The sequence below is a fragment of the Paenarthrobacter sp. AMU7 genome (assembly GCF_041200195.1).
Lineage (GTDB): Bacteria > Actinomycetota > Actinomycetes > Actinomycetales > Micrococcaceae > Arthrobacter.
This window is the reverse complement of record NZ_CP165735.1, coordinates 1889438-1908809: the sequence shown is the minus strand read 5'-3', so window position 1 is coordinate 1908809 and position 19372 is coordinate 1889438. Positions and strand designations below refer to the sequence as shown.

Here is a 19372-nt window from a genome sequence, read left to right as displayed (position 1 = left end):
GCACCATGGTCAAGAACCATCACGTCCGCGTGTACAAGAGCGAAGAGAACCTCCCCCGCGAGGAGCAGCTGGCGCATAAGATCGCCGTGGTCGCCGCTGATCCCGTCGAGGTCACCCCCGAGGTCACCGACATGGTGATCAACCGAATCATCGACAACGCCTCGGTGGCTATTGCCTCGCTGAACCGGGCACCGATCGTCGCAGCCCGCGCGCAGGCATTGACCCATTCCCCTTCTGCCAACGGCAAGGGCGCCGCAGTGTTCGGCATCAGCGAGCAGGTCTCCCCCGAGTGGGCGGCATGGGCCAACGGTGTGGCCGTCCGCGAACTTGATTACCACGACACGTTCCTGGCAGCGGACTACTCCCACCCCGGAGATAACATCCCCCCGATCCTCGCCGTCGCCCAGCACGTGGGCTCCAACGGTGCAGACCTTGTCCGTGCCATCGCCACCGGGTACGAGATCCAGGTGAACCTGGTCAAGGCCATCTGCCTGCACAAGCACAAGATCGACCATGTGGCCCACCTCGGCCCCTCCGCCGCCGCGGGAATCGGCACGTTGCTGGGATTGGATGTTGAGACGATCTTCCAGTCCGTGGGCCAAGCCCTCCACACCACCACCGCCACACGGCAGTCCCGCAAGGGCGAAATCTCCACCTGGAAAGCACACGCCCCGGCCTTCGCAGGCAAAATGGCCGTCGAAGCCGTGGACCGTTCCATGCGCGGACAGACCTCGCCCGTGCCGATCTATGAAGGCGAAGACGGCGTGATCGCCTGGATGCTGGATGGCCCGGACGCCTCCTACGAGGTTCCGTTGCCGCTCCCGGGTGAAGCCAAGCGCGCGATCCTGGACACCTACACCAAGGAGCACTCCGCCGAATACCAGGCCCAGGCGTGGATCGACCTCGCCCGCAAGCTCAACCGTGAGCACCCGGAAACCACGGACCCTGCCAACGTGGAATCCGTGCTGATCAAGACCAGCCACCACACGCACTACGTGATCGGCTCCGGGGCGAACGATCCCCAGAAGTACTCCCCGACCGCGTCCCGGGAGACCCTTGACCACTCCATCCCGTACATCTTCACGGTCGCGTTGCAGGACGGCGCGTGGCACCACGTGGACTCCTACGCCCCCGAACGCGCAGCTCGCCCGGACACCGTGGAACTCTGGCACAAAGTCACCACCGTCGAGGACCCGGAATGGACCCGCCGCTACCACTCCCTGGACATCGCAGAGAAAGCCTTCGGCGGCACTGTTGTCATCACACTCACGGATGGGTCGGTTGTCACGGACGAGATCGCCGTGGCCGACGCCCACCCGCTCGGCGCCCGGCCGTTCGCCCGCGAGCAATACGTCAACAAGTTCCGCACCCTCGCTGCAGGACTCGTGGAGGAAGCCGAAATCGAGAGGTTCCTCGCCGCCGTCGAACGCGTCACCGAACTGGCCGAAGGCGAACTGGACCAGCTGAACATCACCGCAGCCCCCGGCGTGATCAACCTCGAAGCAGCTCCGAAGGGACTGTTCTAAATGCTGTACTCCAAAGTCACTCCCGAACAAAAGCGGGTGAAGCTGCGGGAATTGCTGGCCTCCGGGACCGTTCAGCAGTTCCCGGGCGCCTTCAACCCGCTCTCGGCCCGGCTCATCGAGGAGAAAGGCTTCGCCGGCGTCTACATCTCCGGCGCGGTCCTGGCCAACGACCTCGGCCTGCCGGACATCGGCCTCACCACCCTGACCGAGGTAGCCACCCGGGCCGGGCAGATCGCCCGCATGACCGACCTACCCTCCCTGGTGGACGCGGACACCGGCTTCGGTGAACCCATGAACGTGGCCCGCACCATCCAGGAACTCGAGAACGCGGGCCTGGCCGGTTGCCACATTGAGGACCAGTTCAACCCGAAACGCTGCGGACACCTGGACGGCAAGAACGTCGTCGACATCGACACCGCCACCAAACGCATCCGCGCCGCAGCAGACGCCCGACGCGACCCGAACTTCCTCATCATGGCCCGCACGGACATCCGCGCAGTCGAGGGAATCCAGGCCGCTCAGGACCGTGCCAAAGCCCTCGTAGACGCCGGCGCTGATGCGATCTTCCCCGAAGCCATGCGTGATTTGAGCGAGTTCCAGGCCATCCGCGACGCCGTCGACGTGCCGATCCTGGCCAACATGACCGAGTTCGGCAAAAGCGAGCTCTTCACCGTCGACCAACTCCAAGGAGTCGGGGTGAACATGGTCATTTACCCGGTCACGCTGCTCCGCATTGCCATGGGCGCTGCAGAGCGTACTCTGGAATCGATCAGGGCTGCGGGGACCCAAGAGGCGGACGTGGAAAACATGCTCACGCGTGCACGCCTCTACGAACTCGTCGACTACGAGGCATACAACCAATTCGATACCGGCGTTTTTAACTTCCAGGTTCCTGGCGTCCGCTAGGTACCGGATTCATCAAGGGGAAAGCAGGCACTCCGGACTCACCGGTGCGCCTGCATTATGAACGAAGGAGAGCAGCATGGCAGCTGTTGACATCAAAAAAGGCCTTGCCGGAGTCGTGGTGGACTACACCGCCGTCTCGAAGGTCAACCCGGACACCAACTCGCTGCTCTACCGCGGGTATCCGGTCCAGGAACTGGCCGCCAAATGCAGCTTCGAAGAGGTCGCCTACCTGCTGTGGAACGGCGAACTGCCGGGCGCCGCAGAGCTGGCTGAATTTACTGCCCGGGAACGCGCCGGCCGCGCTTTGGACCCCGTGGTCAAACAGGTCATCGACACCCTGCCCACCACCGCCCACCCCATGGATGTGTGCCGCACGGCAGCATCCGTGCTCGGCGCCCGGCATGAACTGGCTGAAGATTCTTCACCGGAAGCAAACATGAAGAAGGCAATAGACCTCTGGGCTGCCATGCCTTCCGTCGTGGCCTACGACCAGCGCCGCCGCCGCGGCCAGGAACCCGTGGAACCGCGGGAGGACCTGGACTATTCGGCCAACTTCCTGTGGATGACGTTCGGCGAAGAACAGGTGCCCGAGGTGGTGGAGGCGTTCAACGTCTCCATGATCCTGTATGCAGAGCACTCCTTCAACGCCTCCACCTTCACCGCCCGTGTGGTCACCTCCACGCTCGCTGACCTGCACTCAGCGGTGACCGCCGCGATCGGCGCCCTCAAGGGTCCGTTGCACGGTGGCGCCAACGAGGCCGTCATGCACACCTTCGACGAAATCGGCATCCGCAGCGAAGAGTCCCTCGAGGAAGCCGCCACCCGTGCCCGGGCCTGGATGGAAGACGCCCTGGCACAGAAGAAGAAAGTCATGGGCTTCGGCCACCGCGTCTACAAGCACGGCGACTCCCGTGTACCCACCATGAAGGCCGCCCTGGACAAGATGATCGCCCACTACGGGCGCCCGGAACTCCTTGGGCTGTACAACGGCTTGGAACAGGCCATGGACGAGGCCAAGGCCATCAAGCCCAACCTCGACTACCCGGCCGGCCCCACCTACCACCTGATGGGCTTCGACACCCAGACGTTCACCCCGCTGTTCGTCGCCAGCCGCATCACCGGCTGGACCGCCCACATCATGGAACAGGTAGCCTCCAACTCCCTCATCCGTCCCCTGAGCGAATACAACGGGCCGGAAGAGCGGCACGTGCCCTAACGTTTCCGGTTAGTCGAAGAGACGTACGACGCCGGGCCGGTCACCGAAAGGCGACCGGCCCGGCGTCGTTCTTTCCACGTTTTTGCTACGGCTGGTCCACCCAATCAGTGGTGTGGACGTCAGCTACATTTTCGTTATCTGCTGCCAAGGCCACCCGCACCGCAATGCGCTGGCCGGAAATCATGGTCGGCAGCCAGTGTTCGGCGTCGGCCCACATCCGGTCCACGGGGAGTTGCATCACCGGGAACCATGCCGGGGCGATCTCGTCGCTTTCCGAAGGTTCCCCCTCCCACGTGCGGGTCAGGAACACAGTGGTGGCCATGTTCCACTCCGGCCTCGCCGGAAACACAAAGTCAACAGTGCCCGCCGGAACCAGGTCCTGCGCGGCAACCACTACATTGATTTCCTCCATGACCTCCCGGCATGCTGCCTGGGAGGCGGTCTCACCCGGCTCCACGTGCCCGCCCACTCCCACTACCTTGCCCCTGCCGAAGCCAGTCTTCTTGGTGCCGAGGAGGACGTGCTCGCCGTCCGCACCGTCGCGGAGGAGGAAGCACAAAGTCACATGGGCTGCAGTCATGCTGCCTACCTTAACCTGATCTCCCCCGCCAGTGCTGCCATTGCTACAGTGAGCCCATGACTGAAGGTGGGGGTAACCGGCCAGCCAATGTGGCCGCCGTTGACGACGCTGCAGATCCTCCGTCCGTCGAGGAAAGTGCGGCTGCCGAAACAGCCACAAAAGCCACGCCCGAACGGGACCTATGGCTACCCCGTTGGCTGGTGGCCCGCCCCCTCTATGCAGGGTGGGCCTGGACTGTGCTGTGGGCCGGGCTTATTGTTTTGGACGAACTGGTGGACCTGGCCGGATGGACCTGGTACCTCCTGGTCCTCGTTGCGGCACTGCCCACGTTGATCTCCACGCTGGTGGTCCTGCATGCCACGCCCCGCAGTCACCTCAGAGCAGTGGATGCAACAGTGCTGGGTCACTTTTTTGTACGGTTCCTGGCGCTTGTGGCGGCGTTCATGGTCTGGGCCGCCTCGGTGGTGATGAGCGCTTCCATCTCCACCACCGTCCAAACCGTGATCGGCGATTCCGAAAAGGAAGTTACGGCGTTGGGCTTCAACCTCATGCTCGCTGCCGTTCCGCTGGTGCTCTCCGTCCTCTGGATGGCCTTCATTGTGCGCTGTGCATGGTTCCTTCGACGGTTGCGCGGCTGGCGGCAGGTGCCGGTGAAGACCCGGGTTCCCAAGAAGTTCCTCAAGGGACGGCCCCGGCTCAAGCGCGTAGTCGTGGGCCTGGCACATCCGGGGCTCCTGCTGGTGGCCGGCCTGGGGACGTCGCTGTTGGCGTTGTTCGTGGACGCCGTGGAGTTGACGCTGAACGTACTCGGGTAGTTCGCCGAACGCGCTCTTGGCCCAGCGCCCTCTTAGCCCAGCGCCCTCTTAGCCCAGCGCCCTAGGGTGCGCCGCCGCATAGACCTCGCGCAAGGTCTCTGCGGTAACCAAGGTGTAAACCTGGGTGGTGGTCACCGAGGCATGCCCCAACAGCTCCTGCACCACCCTGACGTCGGCTCCGCCTTCCAGCAGATGGGTGGCGAAGGAGTGGCGGAGTGTATGCGGCGAGACGTCCTTGGTGATGTTGGCTTTCTCAGCCGCCGCTTTGAGGATGGTCCAGGCGCTCTGCCTGCTGATCCGGCCCCCGCGGGCGTTGAGGAACAGCGCCGGCGTTCCTTTTCCTTTGGATGCCAGCAGCGGCCTGCCCCGGACAACATAAGCTCCGACGGCGCGGGCTCCGTAGGAGCCGAGGGGCACCAACCGCTCTTTGGAGCCCTTGCCGAACAACCTGACGATCGCAGGATCGCCACCGGTGTCTTCGAGGGAGATATCATCCACGTCCAACCCGACTGCTTCGCTGATGCGGGCACCGGTGGAGTACAGGAATTCAAGGAGAGCACGGTCTCTGAGCCCTGTGGGCGAATCGGCTCCCGCAGCTTCCAGGATCCGCGTGACCTCGCCGACGCTGATGGCCTTGGGAAGCCGTTTGCCCGGCATGGGCGGGTGGACATCGCTGGCGGGGTCCGCCGTCGTGGTTCCTTCAAGTGCCCAGAATTTGTGAAGTCCGCGGACGGCCACCACCGTTCGCGCAGCCGAGCGGACACCCAACACTGCGGCGCCATCGCTTCCATCCGACAAGGCCTGGGCGAAGGCGGTCACATGATGCCGGGTGATGTCGCCAGGCCGTTCCACGCCCTGGCCCGTGAGGAAGTTGGAGTAACGCGTCAAATCCCTGCGGTACGCCGCAAGGGTGTTCGCTGCCAGGCCGCGCTCCACACACACATGCTGCAGGTAGTCCGTTACTGCGCGGTCAAGGCCAGTGGGGGTTCTGGTGGAGGCCTCGGCCATGCTCAGCGCTGGCTCGGGTGAGCCGGCCAAGGCGCATTGGCGGGACGAAGCCCAGTGAACCCATCGGCTTTCGCAGCTGCGGCAGCCAGGATGCCCAGCACCGCGGAAGGATTGTGCAGGCGGCCTTCCAGCACTGCCTTCACGGCGTCATCGAGCGGCACCCAGTGGAGTTCAATTTCGGCCTCTTCATCGGTGCGGACGTGCCGGTCCGCCACGGGAACGTCACTGATGCCACGCGCCAGATAGATCCGGACTGCTTCGCTGGACGAACCGGGCGAGTTGAAGAAGTCCACCAGGACGTTCCACGTAGCCGCGACCAAGTCAGCTTCCTCCGCCAACTCCCGGGCCGCCCCCACCACGAAGTCTTCGCCTTCGACGTCCAGCAGGCCCGCCGGGATCTCCCACAGGTCCATGCCCACCGGATGCCGGTACTGCTTCAGCAGCAGGATCTCGCCGTCCACGTTCATGGGGAGCACTGCTACTGCGCCTGGGTGGTCAATGTAGTCACGAACAAGGGTGTCCGTGCCATCGCTGAGTTGGAACGAGTCGCTGACAACGTCCCAAATTCTGCCTTCGTAAACCTTGCTGGTAGACAAAAGACGGCGCGGGCTCGGCATGTCCGAAACCTGCCTTGATGTGCGGGGGGTTTCAGAAATTCCGGGCATCGCGCCGTCCTTCGTTAGTACTTGCGTTTACTTGGCAGCTACCGTGCGGGCACCGGTCTTGGTGGCCACGGGGGCACCTTCGCGACGCTCCAAGGCAGCTTTGACCAAACCTGCGAACAGCGGGTGGGGGCGAGTGGGGCGCGAGCTGAGCTCGGGGTGCGCCTGCGTTGCTACGTAGTACGGGTGGACCTCGCGGGGAAGTTCCACATACTCCACCAACTTGCCGTCAGGAGAAGTACCGGAGAACACCAGACCTTCTGCTGCGATCTGGTCACGGTACTTGTTGTTGACCTCGTAGCGGTGGCGGTGGCGTTCGCTGACCGTGGTGGTGCCGTACGTCTCGGCGATGACCGAACCCTCGTCCAGCTTGGCTTCGTAGAGGCCCAGACGCATGGTGCCGCCGAGGTCTCCCTTGCCTTCCACGATGTCCAGCTGCTCTTCCATGGTGGCGATGACCGGGTACTTGGAGTCGGGCTCGAACTCGCTGGAGGAGGCGCCTTCGAGGCCAACCACGTTGCGGGCGTACTCGATCACCATGCACTGCAGGCCGAGGCACAGGCCAAGGACCGGGAGCTTGGACTCACGAGCGAACTTCAAGGCACCGAGCTTGCCTTCGAGGCCGCGGATACCAAAGCCGCCGGGCACGCAGATGGCGTCCACACCGGCCAAGGCCTTCGTGGCCCCGGCATGGGTCTCGCACTCGTCGGAGGGGACCCAGCGGATCTTGACCTTGGCTTCGTTGGCAAAACCGCCGGCACGAAGGGCCTCGGTGACCGAGAGGTACGCATCCGGGAGGTCGATGTATTTGCCCACCAGGGCAACCTCGACCTCGTGCTTCGGGTTGTGCACTGCTTCGAGCAGTTTGTCCCACTTGCTCCAGTCAACATCCTTGAACGGCAGGTCCAGTGCGCGGACGATGTAGGAGTCCAGACCCTGTGAGTGCAGGGTCTTGGGGATGTCGTAGATGCTGGGGGCGTCAGCTGCGTTGACTACGGCGTCGATGTCGACGTCGCACATACGGCCGATTTTCTCGCGCATGGCGTCGGGCACTTCGCGGTCCGAGCGGATCACGATCGCTTCAGGCTGGATGCCGATGGAGCGAAGGGCAGCTACGGAGTGCTGCGTCGGCTTGGTCTTCAGTTCCTGGGACGGTCCGATGTAGGGAACCAGCGACACGTGCAGGAAGAAGACGTTGTTGCGGCCAACATCCTGACGGACCTGACGGGCCGACTCCAGGAACGGCTGCGATTCGATGTCACCTACCGTGCCACCGATTTCGGTGATGATGACGTCCGGGGCGTTCTTGCCTTCGGCAGGCAGCCGCATGCGCCGCTTGATTTCGTCGGTGATGTGGGGAATGACCTGGACGGTGTCTCCGAGGTATTCGCCGCGACGTTCCTTGGCGATGACGGTGGAGTAGATCTGGCCCGTTGTGACGTTGGCCGAACCTTCGAGGTTTTCGTCGAGGAAGCGCTCGTAATGTCCGATGTCGAGGTCGGTTTCGGCGCCGTCGTCGGTCACGAATACTTCGCCGTGCTGGAAGGGGTTCATCGTGCCCGGATCCACATTCAAATAGGGATCGAGCTTCTGCATAGTTACAGACAAACCGCGTGCCCGCAGCAGGTGACCGAGGCTGGAAGCCGTCAGACCCTTACCGAGCGAGGACGCCACACCACCGGTGACGAAGATGTGTTTGGTCGTCTTGGACGAGCCCGGGAACCGGGAATTTACACGGGAATTTGATCGCTGCACCACGGAATTCGAGCTTATCATCAATTACGCCTTCCAAGCGTCTGTTCGGATTCCCCAAATGGTCAATAGTTGCTCACCACCGCATTCCAAGCAAGAGCCGGGCGGGATTAAGTGTGCCGATGTGATGGTGCTCGCATTCCCGGCCAAGAGCACTAAGCGCGCTGCGGCATGAGCTTCGCGTCGTCCAGCAACTCTTGGGCGTGGGCCTGCGCCGATTCAGAATCTTCTTGCCCGGCCAGCATGCGGGCCAGCTCCTTGACCCGCTCGTCCTCGCTCAGCAGCTGTACGTCGCTGGAGGTGAACCCGGTGGTTGTTTTGCCGTCAGCACCGCGCACGGAGGTTTTTGTGACTCGGATGTGTTGATCGGCGAAGGCAGCAACCTGCGGCAAGTGCGTTACCACCAGCACCTGGACGTGCCGGGCAAGCATTGCCAGCCTCCGGCCGATTTCGACGGCGGCCCGGCCACCCACGCCCGCGTCCACCTCATCGAACACGAACGTCGGTACAGGATCCACCGCAGCGAGAACTACCTCGATGGCCAACATCACCCGGGAGAGTTCACCGCCCGAGGCTCCCTTGCCCAGAGGCCGGGCCGGAGCCCCGGAGTGCGGCTGAAGAAGGAAGGCGATCTCGTCGGTGCCCCAAGGGCCCAACGATCCACTGCCATCGACCTCAATGACCAGGGTGGCGTCAGCCATCGCCAGCGCCTTGAGCTCAGCACTGACCCGGGCTGAGAGATCCTTGGCAGCTTTGAGGCGGGCCTTGGAGATAGCCGCTGCTTGCTTCCGGAGAGTGGCTTCCGTCGAAGCCACCTCAGCATCCAGGGACTCGATGCGGCTGGAATCATCCTGAAGCTCGTCCAGCCGGGTCCTGGCAGTCGCCGCCCACTCCAGCACTTCATCAATGCTGGGGGCGTATTTCCGAATCAACTTGGCAAGGGCGGCCCGGCGCTCCTCGATTTCGGAGAGCCGCTCCGGACCTTCCGTATCCAGGGCGGCCTGATAGCTGGACAGCTCTGTTGCAATGTCGTTGAGGAGGAACCCGACCTCCGCGAGCCGGGCAGCGGCGGAGCGCAGTTCCTCGTCATGGTCGGCAACATGCTCAAGTGTCCTCTTGGCAGCATCCACCATGGTGGTTGCGTCGCCGGCGTCCCCGAATTCCTCGGCGATGAGGGACTCATGGGCTGCAGCGGCGGCCAACCGGAGTTCTTCGACGTTGGCGAGCTTCACAGCCTCGGCCTTCAGTGTCTCGTCCTCCCCTGGCTGGGGATCCACTTCGTCGATTTCCTTGAGCGCCGCGTCCAGGGACTCAGCTTCCCGCAGCCGCTCCCGGGCCTCGCTGCGCAGCGTTTCGAGTTCGGACTGAATGTTCTTCCAGTGGCTGTAGAGCTCCTGGTACTCCCCCAGCGTCTTGGCAAGGGGCGCACCGGCGAACCGGTCCAGGGCATGCCGCTGCGCAGTGGCGCTCTTGAGCCGGATCTGGTCCGACTGCCCGTGGACCACTACCAGGCTCTCTCCCAACTCGGCCAGGACCCCCACGGGCGCCGCGCGCCCGCCAACGTAGGCACGGCTGCGCCCATCGGCACCCACGGTACGGGCCAGCAGGAGCTCAGCAACGCCGTCGAACTCTTCCGCCTCACCGCCTGCCTCCTTGGCGCGCTCAACAGCGCTGTGCGCCGGATCGAGCTTCAACACCGCTTCAGCGGACGCCGATTTGGCTCCGCTACGAACGGCGCCTGCATCTGATCGGGCACCCAGAAGGAGCCCGACGGCTGTCACCACCATGGTCTTGCCCGCACCGGTTTCACCGGTGACGACGCTCAGGCCAGGGCCCAGGGGCAGGGCAGCATCGGTGATGACACCAAGGTCACGGATTCGGAGTTCTTCAAGCATGGTTCACTTCGCATTCGTGGGGTCGGAAGGGTCACCATCCCGGGGACCGTCTACATCCCGAGGACTGGGCAACGGAGCCGGTGAAAGGGTCCGGATGACCGGGATAGGGCCGGTGTGGACTTCCCCGCTCCGCGGAGCCGGTCCACGCCAGCCGTGGATGGGGAGTTCAAACTTGCGGACGAGCCGGGCGGAAAAGGGTGTTTTGTGGGTGCGCGCCAACCGCACAGGGGTGGCTGAACGGGTCACTTCAACACGCGCCCCGGGCGGCAGGTCCACGGAACGCCGACCATCGCACCACAGGACACCGATGGCTTCGGTGCGGTTCATGATTTCGACGGCCAGCTTGGACCTCGGCGATACCACCAACGGCTTGGCGAACAGGGCATGGGCACTGATCGGAACAATCACGAGGGCTTCCACCTCCGGCCACACCACTGGTCCTCCCGAGGAGAACGCGTAAGCGGTGGAACCGGTGGGAGTTGCGAGGACCACTCCGTCACAGCCGAAGGACGTCAACGGACGCTCGTCCACCTCAGTGACCACTTCCAGCATGCGCTCACGGTTGGCCTTTTCAATGGCAGCCTCGTTCAACGCCCACGTGTGCCAAATCTTCCGGCCCTTGACCCACACCTGGACATCGATGGTCATGCGTTCTTCCACCGTGTACTGGCGACTCGCGATCCATTCGACTGTTTGGGCCAGGTCGGCACGCTCGCTTTCAGCCAGGAAGCCCACGTGCCCCAGGTTCACTCCCAACAACGGGACGTCCACCTCACGCACCAGTTCCGCGGCCCGCAGGATGGTTCCGTCCCCACCCAGGACCATCACCAACTCCACATCCTCCAGGTTGACGTGGTCGTTAAGGATCTCAATGGGTGTATCCAACGCACCGAAAAAACGTTCAATATCGGCCAGTTCAGACTTCTGCAGTACAGGAACCAGGCCGGAGGAATGCAGTTGCGTACAGGCATCCCACGCTGCGCGGAGCGATTCTTCCCGCCCTGTGTGGGCAAGGACAAGTACACGCCTGCTCATCGGGTTCTGCTTTCTAGTGGTTTGGCCAGAATTTCGTGATCAATGCAGCAACGTCCCCGTCCCGCTCTTCGATCTTAGGCAACACCGCTGACATCCCGCGCTTCATCCACAGGAAGTATTCAACATTTCCGTCCTGGCCAGGCAGCGGACTGGCGGCAAGGTCCATCAGGACAAGCCCGGCATCCACCGCGGCCCGGGCCACCTGGGCAACGGCCCGGCGTCGTTCATGGTCCGATGACACCACGCCGGTTCGGCTCAGCCGTTCCTTGCCCACCTCGAATTGCGGCTTGACCATCAGGACCATGTCCCCGCCGGGTTCGGTGCAGTACGCCAGCGGCGCCACCACCAGGGTCAACGAAATGAACGACAGGTCCGCGACCGTCAGGTTTGCGAGCCCACCGATCTGCTCCGGAGACATATATCTGACGTTCAGACCCTCATGGACGTCCACACGGGGGTCATCGCGCAGGTGTGGCACCAACTGGCCGTGTCCTACATCCACCGCCACGACGCTTGCCGCCCCTTGCCGCAGCAGGACGTCAGTGAAGCCACCTGTGGAGGCACCGGCGTCGAGACACCGCTTCCCGGCAACCACGACGGCGGGAAACGCCTCCAGCGCGCCCGCCAACTTATGACCGGCGCGGCTGACGTAGATGTCCTCAAGATGGGCCTCTACGGCCAAGTCCGTAGCCGAGTCCACCTGGAGTGCGGCTTTGGCGAGGACAGTCCCCGCGGAGCTGACTTTTCCATCGCTGATGAGCTTTGCTGCATGGGTACGTGACCTCGCCAACCCACGGGTGACGAGTTCCTGGTCGAGTCGTGCCATACGCTAGCTGTCGCCTTCCGGGCGGGGAGTACTTTGTGGTGCGGCAGGGAGGCCGGGTTCAGCATCCAAGGCTTCCAGCAAGGAGTCGTGAACGGCTGCGTACAGGTCTCCGTGTTCAGCCACGGGGGTCGCCGGCACGTTGTCCAGGACGGCCAAGGCCCTGTCCACCAGCGGGTCCCCCGTGGAGCTGGCGGGATCGGGCCACTGGACCTCCGGGCGCGAGGGCTCAGAGTTTTCAGTCACGGGGCCGTCGTGGCCCGCATGGCTTTCCGCCGGTACATAATTGGGCTCGGTCATCGCACCAGTCTAGTGAGTTCGCCATTCCACCTGTGGCGCCTGCGCCACAGCCATGTCGGGGAACCTGGCCCACCACGCGGCACAGGCCGCGCGCCAAGCGTCAAGGTCATCCTCAGCGCCCGTGACCGTGACGGTCCCGTCCCCGGCGACCGCCGAGGCTGCACCGCAACGGAAGGTTCCGTCGTCGCTGATGACCTCAGGGTAGGGCGCGTAAAGGCCCTCCAAGTCGGCCAAAAGGTAGGTGGGGCGCTCGTCGGTCCGCGCCGCAAGAATGGTGTGGGTGGTGTCCACGCCAGTGAGGACGGCCGCCGTCGCAAATCCCGCACGGTTGCCGCCCAGGATGTCCGTGTCCAAACGGTCGCCCACAACCAGCGGACGATCGGCGGTCAACCGTTTCGCTGCCGCATGGAAAAGCGGCGCTTCGGGCTTACCAGCCACCACAGGAGTTTTCCCCGTTGCAGCCGCCACAGCAGCAACCAGCGTCCCATTGCCCGGTGCCATGCCTCGAGCCTGCGGTATGGACATGTCCGTGTTGGTGGCAAACCACATGGCTCCACCGGCCACTACATACGACGCCTCCGCGAGATCCTTCCAACCGATCTCAGGGTTGAATCCCTGGACCACGGCAACCGGGGATTCAGCGGCGCTGTGGACCGGCTTGAGTCCCACCAATTCAATCTCATGGGCCAGAGCTGCGCTGCCGGTGATGAGCACATGCGCCCCCGCAGGCAACAGGGAAGCCAGAAGCTCCCCTGCTGCCTGGGAGGAACTGACCACTTGATGGTCCTCCGCCGGCGCACCGAGCTCACGCAAGTGTGCAGCGACCTGGGCCGGGGTGCGGGAGGCGTTGTTAGTCACGTAGCCAAGGCCAACGCCAAAGGTCTCCAGACGCAGCAACGACTCCACGGCCCCGGGGACGGCGTGCGGTCCTGCATAGACCACACCGTCCAGATCCGAGAGGACGGCATCAAACAATGAGATGAGTGGATCAGCCATGCTGGGAGTCAGAACCCTGGTTCTCGGCGTCTTCTTCCTTGGCTTCTTCTTCCTCAGAGTCGTCTTCTGCGGAGTCGATGTCCGACTCCGCGTCGTTCGACTCGAAGTAGTCAGATTCTGCGTCATCAAGTTCAACGTCATCGTGCTCAACGTCAGCCGCTGCGGCTTCGGCAATAGCCGATTCCGTCTCAGGCTTAACGACGTCGGGCTCCGGAGCCGACTTGACGAACCGCGGCTTGCTCGCGGCTGCTTCTTCCTGCTCATCCCACCCGAGGTCAAGGATCTCCGGTTCAGCGAAATCGCCAACTCCCAGAGCATTCTCAGCCACCAAAGCCTGCCGGGCCCACTTGTCCGCTTCTTCCGTGCGACCCACCGCGCTGAGCGCTTCAGCGTAAGCACGGAAAAGTCGCGGGCTGTAAGAGAAGGCCCTGTTGATGTCCAACTGGGGAATTTCCAGTTCGGTGACTGCAGCATCAAACTGCTTCAAATCCGCACGGGCACCGGCCGCCACCATGGCCAGCTCCACCTTGCCCGGGGCATCGAGGTCCTGGGCTTCTGGAGAACGAACCATATCCAACGCACGGTCCGGACGTCCGAGGCCTCGCTCGCAGTCAGCCATCACAGGCAAGTGCACGTTGGACCCGCTGATGCGGCGGTACGTACGGAATTCACGAAGCGCTTCGCCATAGTGTCCCGCGGCGTAGGCGGTCAGGCCCACCGCTTCACGAACAACCGAAAGGCGTCCGCCACGACGGCTTGCAGCCAATGCGTGCTGGAAGGCCAGCTCAGGCTCAATGTCAATCAGGCGGCCAGCCATGACCAGGTGCTTGGCGACCCAACCAGCACTCTGCTCCTCAAGTGTCTTGATCTGGTGACCCGTGGCGCGGTCGAGTTCCTTGCCCGTGACATCCTCATCGATCTCGGGAGACCGCTCACGGTCAGGACGGTTGGAGCTGCGGATGTCCTTGGCGTTGGGCACCCTGGCAGGACGCTCTTCCCAGGAGTTACCGCGGTCGTTGCGGTCGCCGAAAGGCTTGCGGTCGCCGCGGTCGTTGTGGAAGGGGCGACGGTCATCGTTGTCGCGGCGGGGGCCGTCAAAGTTCCGCGGACCGCGCTCGGGACGATCGCCGAAAGGCTTACGGTCGCCACGGTCGTTGTTGAAGGGGCGCCGGTCGCCGTCACGGGCCGGACGGTCGTTGCGGTCGCCGAAAGGCTTACGGTCGCGGTCGCCGCCGAAGGAGCGACGCTCGCCGTCACGGGCTGGACGGTCGTTGCGGTCGCCGAAAGGCTTGCGGTCGCTACGGTCGTTGTTGAAGGAGCGACGCTCGCCGTCACGGGCTGGACGGTCGTTGCGGTCACCGAAAGGCTTACGATCGCCACGGTCGTTGTTGAACGGGCGACGGTCATCGTTGTCGCGACGGGGACCGTCGAAGTTCCGCGGACCGCGCTCGGGACGATCGCCGAAAGGCTTACGGTCGCCACGGTCGTTGTTGAAGGGGCGCCGGTCGCCGTCACGGACCGGACGATCGTTGCGGTCACCGAAAGGCTTACGATCGCGGTCGCCACCGAAGGAGCGACGCTCTCCATCACGGGCCGGACGATCGTTCCGGTCGCCGAAAGGCTTACGATCGCCACGGTCGTTGTTGAACGGACGACGCTCGCCGTCACGGGCCGGACGATCGTTGCGGTCACCGAAAGGCTTACGATCGCCACGGTCGTTGTTGAACGGACGACGCTCGCCGTCACGGGCCGGACGGTCGTTGCCGTCTCGGTTCTCCCGGGAACGGAACCCGCGAGGGTCCCCGCCTGAGTTGTTATTGGGGCGGTACGAACCGCGGTCGTCGCGATTACCGCCGAAGTTTCCGCGATTACCGCCGCGATTGCCGCCGTTGTGCTCAGCCATGGTGGATTCCTCCTGTTGCGAGCCGACCACTGGCGCGTGCGTAGTCGCTCATAACCCTTATTTCGTTGTCACGCCGCCGGCAGCGCTCAGCTACCGACTCGTATGTCTTATGCAATTCTATTCGACGCCACCACGGCAGCCGAACGCCTGGACCTGATTCCCCGTCTCCCGTGTCAAGTCTCACAGCCGCTTCAGCAGCCTGCAGGAAACCTTCAGCGACAGCGACTGGCCTGGGTTGTTGGCAAGTTCCCGGTTGATGGATGCTTTGCCTCGTTCAGGGGTTGGGTGGTTAAAGGGGAAGAGCCCCGACCTGTGGTCGGGGCTCTTGCCTTAATGGTTGTCCGGCGGTGTCCTACTCTCCCACACCCTCCCGGGTGCAGTACCATCGGCGCTGTGGGTCTTAGCTTCCGGGTTCGGAATGGGACCGGGCGTTTCCCCCACGCTATGACCGCCGTAACTCTGTTACCCGTCCCGGCCCCCTTTTTGGTGGGGGTGGGTGGGAAGACTTTGTGGTTACAACTGTGGTGTTGTTATTTAGTTGTTGGTTCCGGCAACCCTTGGTGCGGGTTGTTGTTCGGGAACCACATAGTGGACGCGTGCAGTGTGTTGTGTGGTGTAAGTTGTTGGCCTATTAGTACCGGTCAGCTTCACGAGTCTTTAGTCCTCGCTTCCACATCCGGCCTATCAACCCAGTGGTCTGGCTGGGGGCCTCTCACACATAACTGTGTATGGAAATCTCATCTTGAAGCGAGCTTCCCGCTTAGATGCTTTCAGCGGTTATCCCATCCGAACGTAGCTAATCAGCGATGCACTTGGCAGTACAACTGACACACCAGAGGTTCGTCCGTCCCGGTCCTCTCGTACTAAGGACAGCCCTTCTCAAATTTCCTGCGCGCGCAGCGGATAGGGACCGAACTGTCTCACGACGTTCTAAACCCAGCTCGCGTACCGCTTTAATGGGCGAACAGCCCAACCCTTGGGACCTACTCCAGCCCCAGGATGCGACGAGCCGACATCGAGGTGCCAAACCATGCCGTCGATATGGACTCTTGGGCAAGATCAGCCTGTTATCCCCGAGGTACCTTTTATCCGTTGAGCGACGGCCATTCCACAATGTACCGCCGGATCACTAGTCCCGACTTTCGTCCCTGCTTGAGATGTCTCTCTCACAGTCAAGCTCCCTTGTGCACTTACACTCGACACCTGATTGCCAACCAGGCTGAGGGAACCTTTGGGCGCCTCCGTTACTTTTTAGGAGGCAACCGCCCCAGTTAAACTACCCATCAGGCACTGTCCCTGACCCGGATCACGGGCCGAAGTTAGATGTCCAAAGTGACCAGAGTGGTATTTCAACGATGACTCCACCCGAACTGGCGTCCGGGTTTCAACGTCTCCCACCTATCCTACACAAGCCACTCCGAACACCAATACCAAACTATAGTAAAGGTCTCGGGGTCTTTCCGTCCTGCTGCGCGTAACGAGCATCTTTACTCGTACTGCAATTTCGCCGAGTTTATGGTTGAGACAGCGGGGAAGTCGTTACTCCATTCGTGCAGGTCGGAACTTACCCGACAAGGAATTTCGCTACCTTAGGATGGTTATAGTTACCACCGCCGTTTACTGGGGCTTAAATTCTCAGCTTCGCCACACAAGGTGGCTAACCGGTCCTCTTAACCTTCCAGCACCGGGCAGGAGTCAGTCCGTATACATCGTCTTGCGACTTCGCACGGACCTGTGTTTTTAGTAAACAGTCGCTTCCCCCTGGTCTCTGCGGCCCACACCCGCTCACGGAGAGCAAGTCTCCATCACGGGGCAGGCCCCCCTTCTCCCGAAGTTACGGGGGCATTTTGCCGAGTTCCTTAACCATAATTCTCTCGATCGCCTTGGTATTCTCTACCTGATCACCTGTGTCGGTTTGGGGTACGGGCGGCTAAAACCTCGCGTCGATGCTTTTCTAGGCAGCATAGGATCACCGGATCCCCCCATACGGGAGTCCCATCAGATCTCAGGAACGTGCTCGAAGCACACAGGAACGGATTTGCCTATCCCTGACCCTACATCCTTAGACCGGGGCAACCATCGCCCGGCCCGGCTACCTTCCTGCGTCACACCTGTTAATACGCTTACCTCCCGGGATCAGGTCCCGCGCTCGGCCAAAACCCACAACACCACAAGGGTGAGCGGGCAGGCTCCGGGCGGTTAGTATCCCCCGCTTGGCATGGGCGGTTTTTCGCCGGTACGGGAATATCAACCCGTTGTCCATCGACTACGCCTGTCGGCCTCGCCTTAGGTCCCGACTTACCCAGGGCAGATTAGCTTGACCCTGGAACCCTTGATCATTCGGCGGACGGGTTTCTCACCCGTCTTTCGCTACTCATGCCTGCATTCTCACTCGTGTAGGCTCCACCGCTGGTTTCCACCGCGACTTCACTGCCCACACGACGCTCCCCTACCACTCCACACCCCTGAACCACGAAGGCTAGGGCAATGTGTGAAATCCACAACTTCGGCGGTGTACTTGAGCCCCGCTACATTGTCGGCGCGGAATCACTTGACCAGTGAGCTATTACGCACTCTTTCAAGGATGGCTGCTTCTAAGCCAACCTCCTGGTTGTCTTCGCAACTCCACATCCTTTCCCACTTAGCACACGCTTAGGGGCCTTAGTTGGTGGTCTGGGCTGTTTCCCTCTCGACTATGAAGCTTATCCCCCACAGTCTCACTGCTGCGCTCTCACTTACCGGCATTCGGAGTTTGGCTGACGTCAGTAACCTTGTAGGGCCCATCGGCCATCCAGTAGCTCTACCTCCGGCAAGAAACACGCAACGCTGCACCTAAATGCATTTCGGGGAGAACCAGCTATCACGGAGTTTGATTGGCCTTTCACCCCTACCCACAGCTCATCCCCTCCATTTTCAACTGAAGTGGGTTCGGTCCTCCACGACGTCTTACCGTCGCTTCAACCTGGCCATGGGTAGATCACTCCGCTTCGGGTCTAGATCACGCCACTACACTCGCCCTGTTCAGACTCGCTTTCGCTACGGCTACCCCACACGGGTTAACCTCGCGACGTAACACTAACTCGCAGGCTCATTCTTCAAAAGGCACGCCGTCACAACTACTATGCGATCACTCGCGGTTGCTCCGACGGATTGTAAGCACACGGTTTCAGGTACTGTTTCACTCCCCTCCCGGGGTACTTTTCACCTTTCCCTCACGGTACTGGTCCGCTATCGGTCATTAGGAAGTATTTAGGCTTATCAGGTGGTCCTGACAGATTCGCACGGGATTTCTCGGGCCCCGTGCTACTTGGGATACTCTCCAGGCTGCACACAACATTACGGTTACGGGGCTCCCACCCTCTCTGGCCGGCCTTTCAAGACCGTTCACCTATGCCTGCACATCACCCCAACGGTCCGGCAGAACCATCACGGAAAGTCCCACAACCCCGCCCATGCAACGCCCGCCGGCTATCACACATGGAACGGTTTAGCCTGATCCGCGTTCGCTCGCCACTACTAACGGAATCACTATTGTTTTCTCTTCCTGCGGGTACTGAGATGTTTCACTTCCCCGCGTTCCCCCCACGCACCCTATGTGTTCAGATGCGGGTCACACAATCACCTTGCAGCGTTGTGCGGGGTTTCCCCATTCGGACATCCTGGGATCAACGCTCGGTTATCAACTCCCCCAGGCTTATCGCAGATTCCTACGTCCTTCTTCGGCTCCTAATGCCAAGGCATCCACCGTGTGCCCTTAAAAACTTGACCACACAAAGATCAAAAACTTACTCGAGAGAACCACGACCACAAGGGCCAGGTTCATTCATAAGAAATTGCTGTAGAAACACACACACCAACCCCGAAAGGCCAGCCATGCATGTCTCAGATGCTCGCGTCCACTATGTAGTTCTCAAACAACAACCCCATCAACCAGACCACCACCACCCCACACAGG

The 19372-nt window shown here is 62.1% G+C and carries 15 protein-coding genes and 2 rRNA genes; 5 read left to right on the top strand and 12 right to left on the bottom strand.

Annotated features, from left to right (window positions below):
* Window positions 1–5: 5 nt before the first annotated feature.
* The 3 genes from ABQM86_RS08740 (at window position 6) to ABQM86_RS08730 (ending at window position 3648) form a co-directional block, all read left to right on the top strand.
* Entirely contained in the window at window positions 6–1526 is a 1521-nt protein-coding gene (locus tag ABQM86_RS08740; RefSeq protein ID WP_369746408.1) for an MmgE/PrpD family protein, read from the top strand.
* Window positions 1527–2432: a methylisocitrate lyase gene (gene prpB / locus ABQM86_RS08735; RefSeq protein ID WP_369746407.1), complete on the top strand. Its 906-nt coding sequence runs from the start codon at window positions 1527–1529 to the stop codon at window positions 2430–2432.
* A 76-nt stretch (window positions 2433–2508) separates the two neighbouring features.
* Complete coding sequence (locus ABQM86_RS08730) at window positions 2509–3648, top strand: bifunctional 2-methylcitrate synthase/citrate synthase (protein ID WP_369746406.1); 1140 nt, start codon at window positions 2509–2511, stop codon at window positions 3646–3648.
* Between the two features lie 85 nt (window positions 3649–3733).
* On the opposite strand, the gene ABQM86_RS08725 is transcribed toward ABQM86_RS08730, so the two are convergent.
* Window positions 3734–4228 carry an 8-oxo-dGTP diphosphatase gene (locus ABQM86_RS08725; RefSeq protein ID WP_369746405.1) on the bottom strand — a complete coding sequence of 165 codons (495 nt, stop codon included), beginning with the start codon at window positions 4226–4228 and terminating at the stop codon, window positions 3734–3736.
* Window positions 4229–4284: 56 nt separating this feature from the next.
* Between ABQM86_RS08725 and ABQM86_RS08720 the strand changes: the two genes are divergently transcribed.
* Window positions 4285–5043 carry a hypothetical protein gene (locus ABQM86_RS08720; RefSeq protein ID WP_369746404.1) on the top strand — a complete coding sequence of 253 codons (759 nt, stop codon included), beginning with the start codon at window positions 4285–4287 and terminating at the stop codon, window positions 5041–5043.
* Between the two features lie 48 nt (window positions 5044–5091).
* Here the strand turns inward: ABQM86_RS08720 and xerD are convergent, their stop codons facing one another.
* The 9 genes from xerD to ABQM86_RS08675 form a co-directional block, all read right to left on the bottom strand.
* Window positions 5092–6051 (bottom strand): site-specific tyrosine recombinase XerD, encoded by a 960-nt coding sequence (xerD, locus tag ABQM86_RS08715; protein WP_369746652.1) that lies wholly within the window; start codon window positions 6049–6051, stop codon window positions 5092–5094.
* Between the two features lie 2 nt (window positions 6052–6053).
* Window positions 6054–6716 (bottom strand): NUDIX hydrolase, encoded by a 663-nt coding sequence (locus ABQM86_RS08710; RefSeq protein WP_207597080.1) that lies wholly within the window; start codon window positions 6714–6716, stop codon window positions 6054–6056.
* 27 nt (window positions 6717–6743) lie between these two features.
* Window positions 6744–8489, bottom strand: a complete 1746-nt coding sequence (locus ABQM86_RS08705; RefSeq protein WP_207597079.1) for a CTP synthase — start codon at window positions 8487–8489, stop codon at window positions 6744–6746.
* 131 nt (window positions 8490–8620) lie between these two features.
* Window positions 8621–10360 carry a DNA repair protein RecN gene (recN, locus tag ABQM86_RS08700; RefSeq protein WP_280627686.1) on the bottom strand — a complete coding sequence of 580 codons (1740 nt, stop codon included), beginning with the start codon at window positions 10358–10360 and terminating at the stop codon, window positions 8621–8623.
* 3 nt (window positions 10361–10363) lie between these two features.
* On the bottom strand, window positions 10364–11395 hold the full coding sequence (locus tag ABQM86_RS08695; RefSeq protein WP_207597077.1) for an NAD kinase: 1032 nt from the start codon (window positions 11393–11395) through the stop codon (window positions 10364–10366).
* 13 nt (window positions 11396–11408) lie between these two features.
* Complete coding sequence (locus ABQM86_RS08690) at window positions 11409–12221, bottom strand: TlyA family RNA methyltransferase (protein ID WP_207597076.1); 813 nt, start codon at window positions 12219–12221, stop codon at window positions 11409–11411.
* A gap of 3 nt (window positions 12222–12224) precedes the next feature.
* Window positions 12225–12518, bottom strand: coding sequence for a hypothetical protein (locus ABQM86_RS08685; RefSeq protein WP_369746403.1), 294 nt, complete (start codon window positions 12516–12518; stop codon window positions 12225–12227).
* A gap of 9 nt (window positions 12519–12527) precedes the next feature.
* The gene (locus ABQM86_RS08680) at window positions 12528–13514 is read right to left on the bottom strand and encodes an HAD-IIA family hydrolase (protein ID WP_369746402.1); all 987 of its coding nucleotides are present in this window, start codon (window positions 13512–13514) and stop codon (window positions 12528–12530) included.
* Window positions 13507–14331 (bottom strand): hypothetical protein, encoded by an 825-nt coding sequence (locus ABQM86_RS08675; RefSeq protein ID WP_369746401.1) that lies wholly within the window; start codon window positions 14329–14331, stop codon window positions 13507–13509. The genes ABQM86_RS08680 and ABQM86_RS08675 overlap by 8 nt, the downstream gene beginning before the upstream one ends.
* A 6-nt stretch (window positions 14332–14337) precedes the next feature.
* On the opposite strand from ABQM86_RS08675, the gene ABQM86_RS08670 reads away from it, so the two are divergent.
* Window positions 14338–15324 carry a hypothetical protein gene (locus ABQM86_RS08670; RefSeq protein WP_369746400.1) on the top strand — a complete coding sequence of 329 codons (987 nt, stop codon included), beginning with the start codon at window positions 14338–14340 and terminating at the stop codon, window positions 15322–15324.
* Window positions 15325–15756: 432 nt separating this feature from the next.
* Here ABQM86_RS08670 and rrf read toward each other — a convergent pair.
* Together rrf and ABQM86_RS08660 are read right to left on the bottom strand one after the other, a co-directional pair.
* Window positions 15757–15873, bottom strand: a 5S ribosomal RNA gene (rrf, locus tag ABQM86_RS08665).
* A 154-nt stretch (window positions 15874–16027) separates the two neighbouring features.
* Window positions 16028–19185, bottom strand: a 23S ribosomal RNA gene (locus tag ABQM86_RS08660).
* Window positions 19186–19372: the final 187 nt, after the last annotated feature.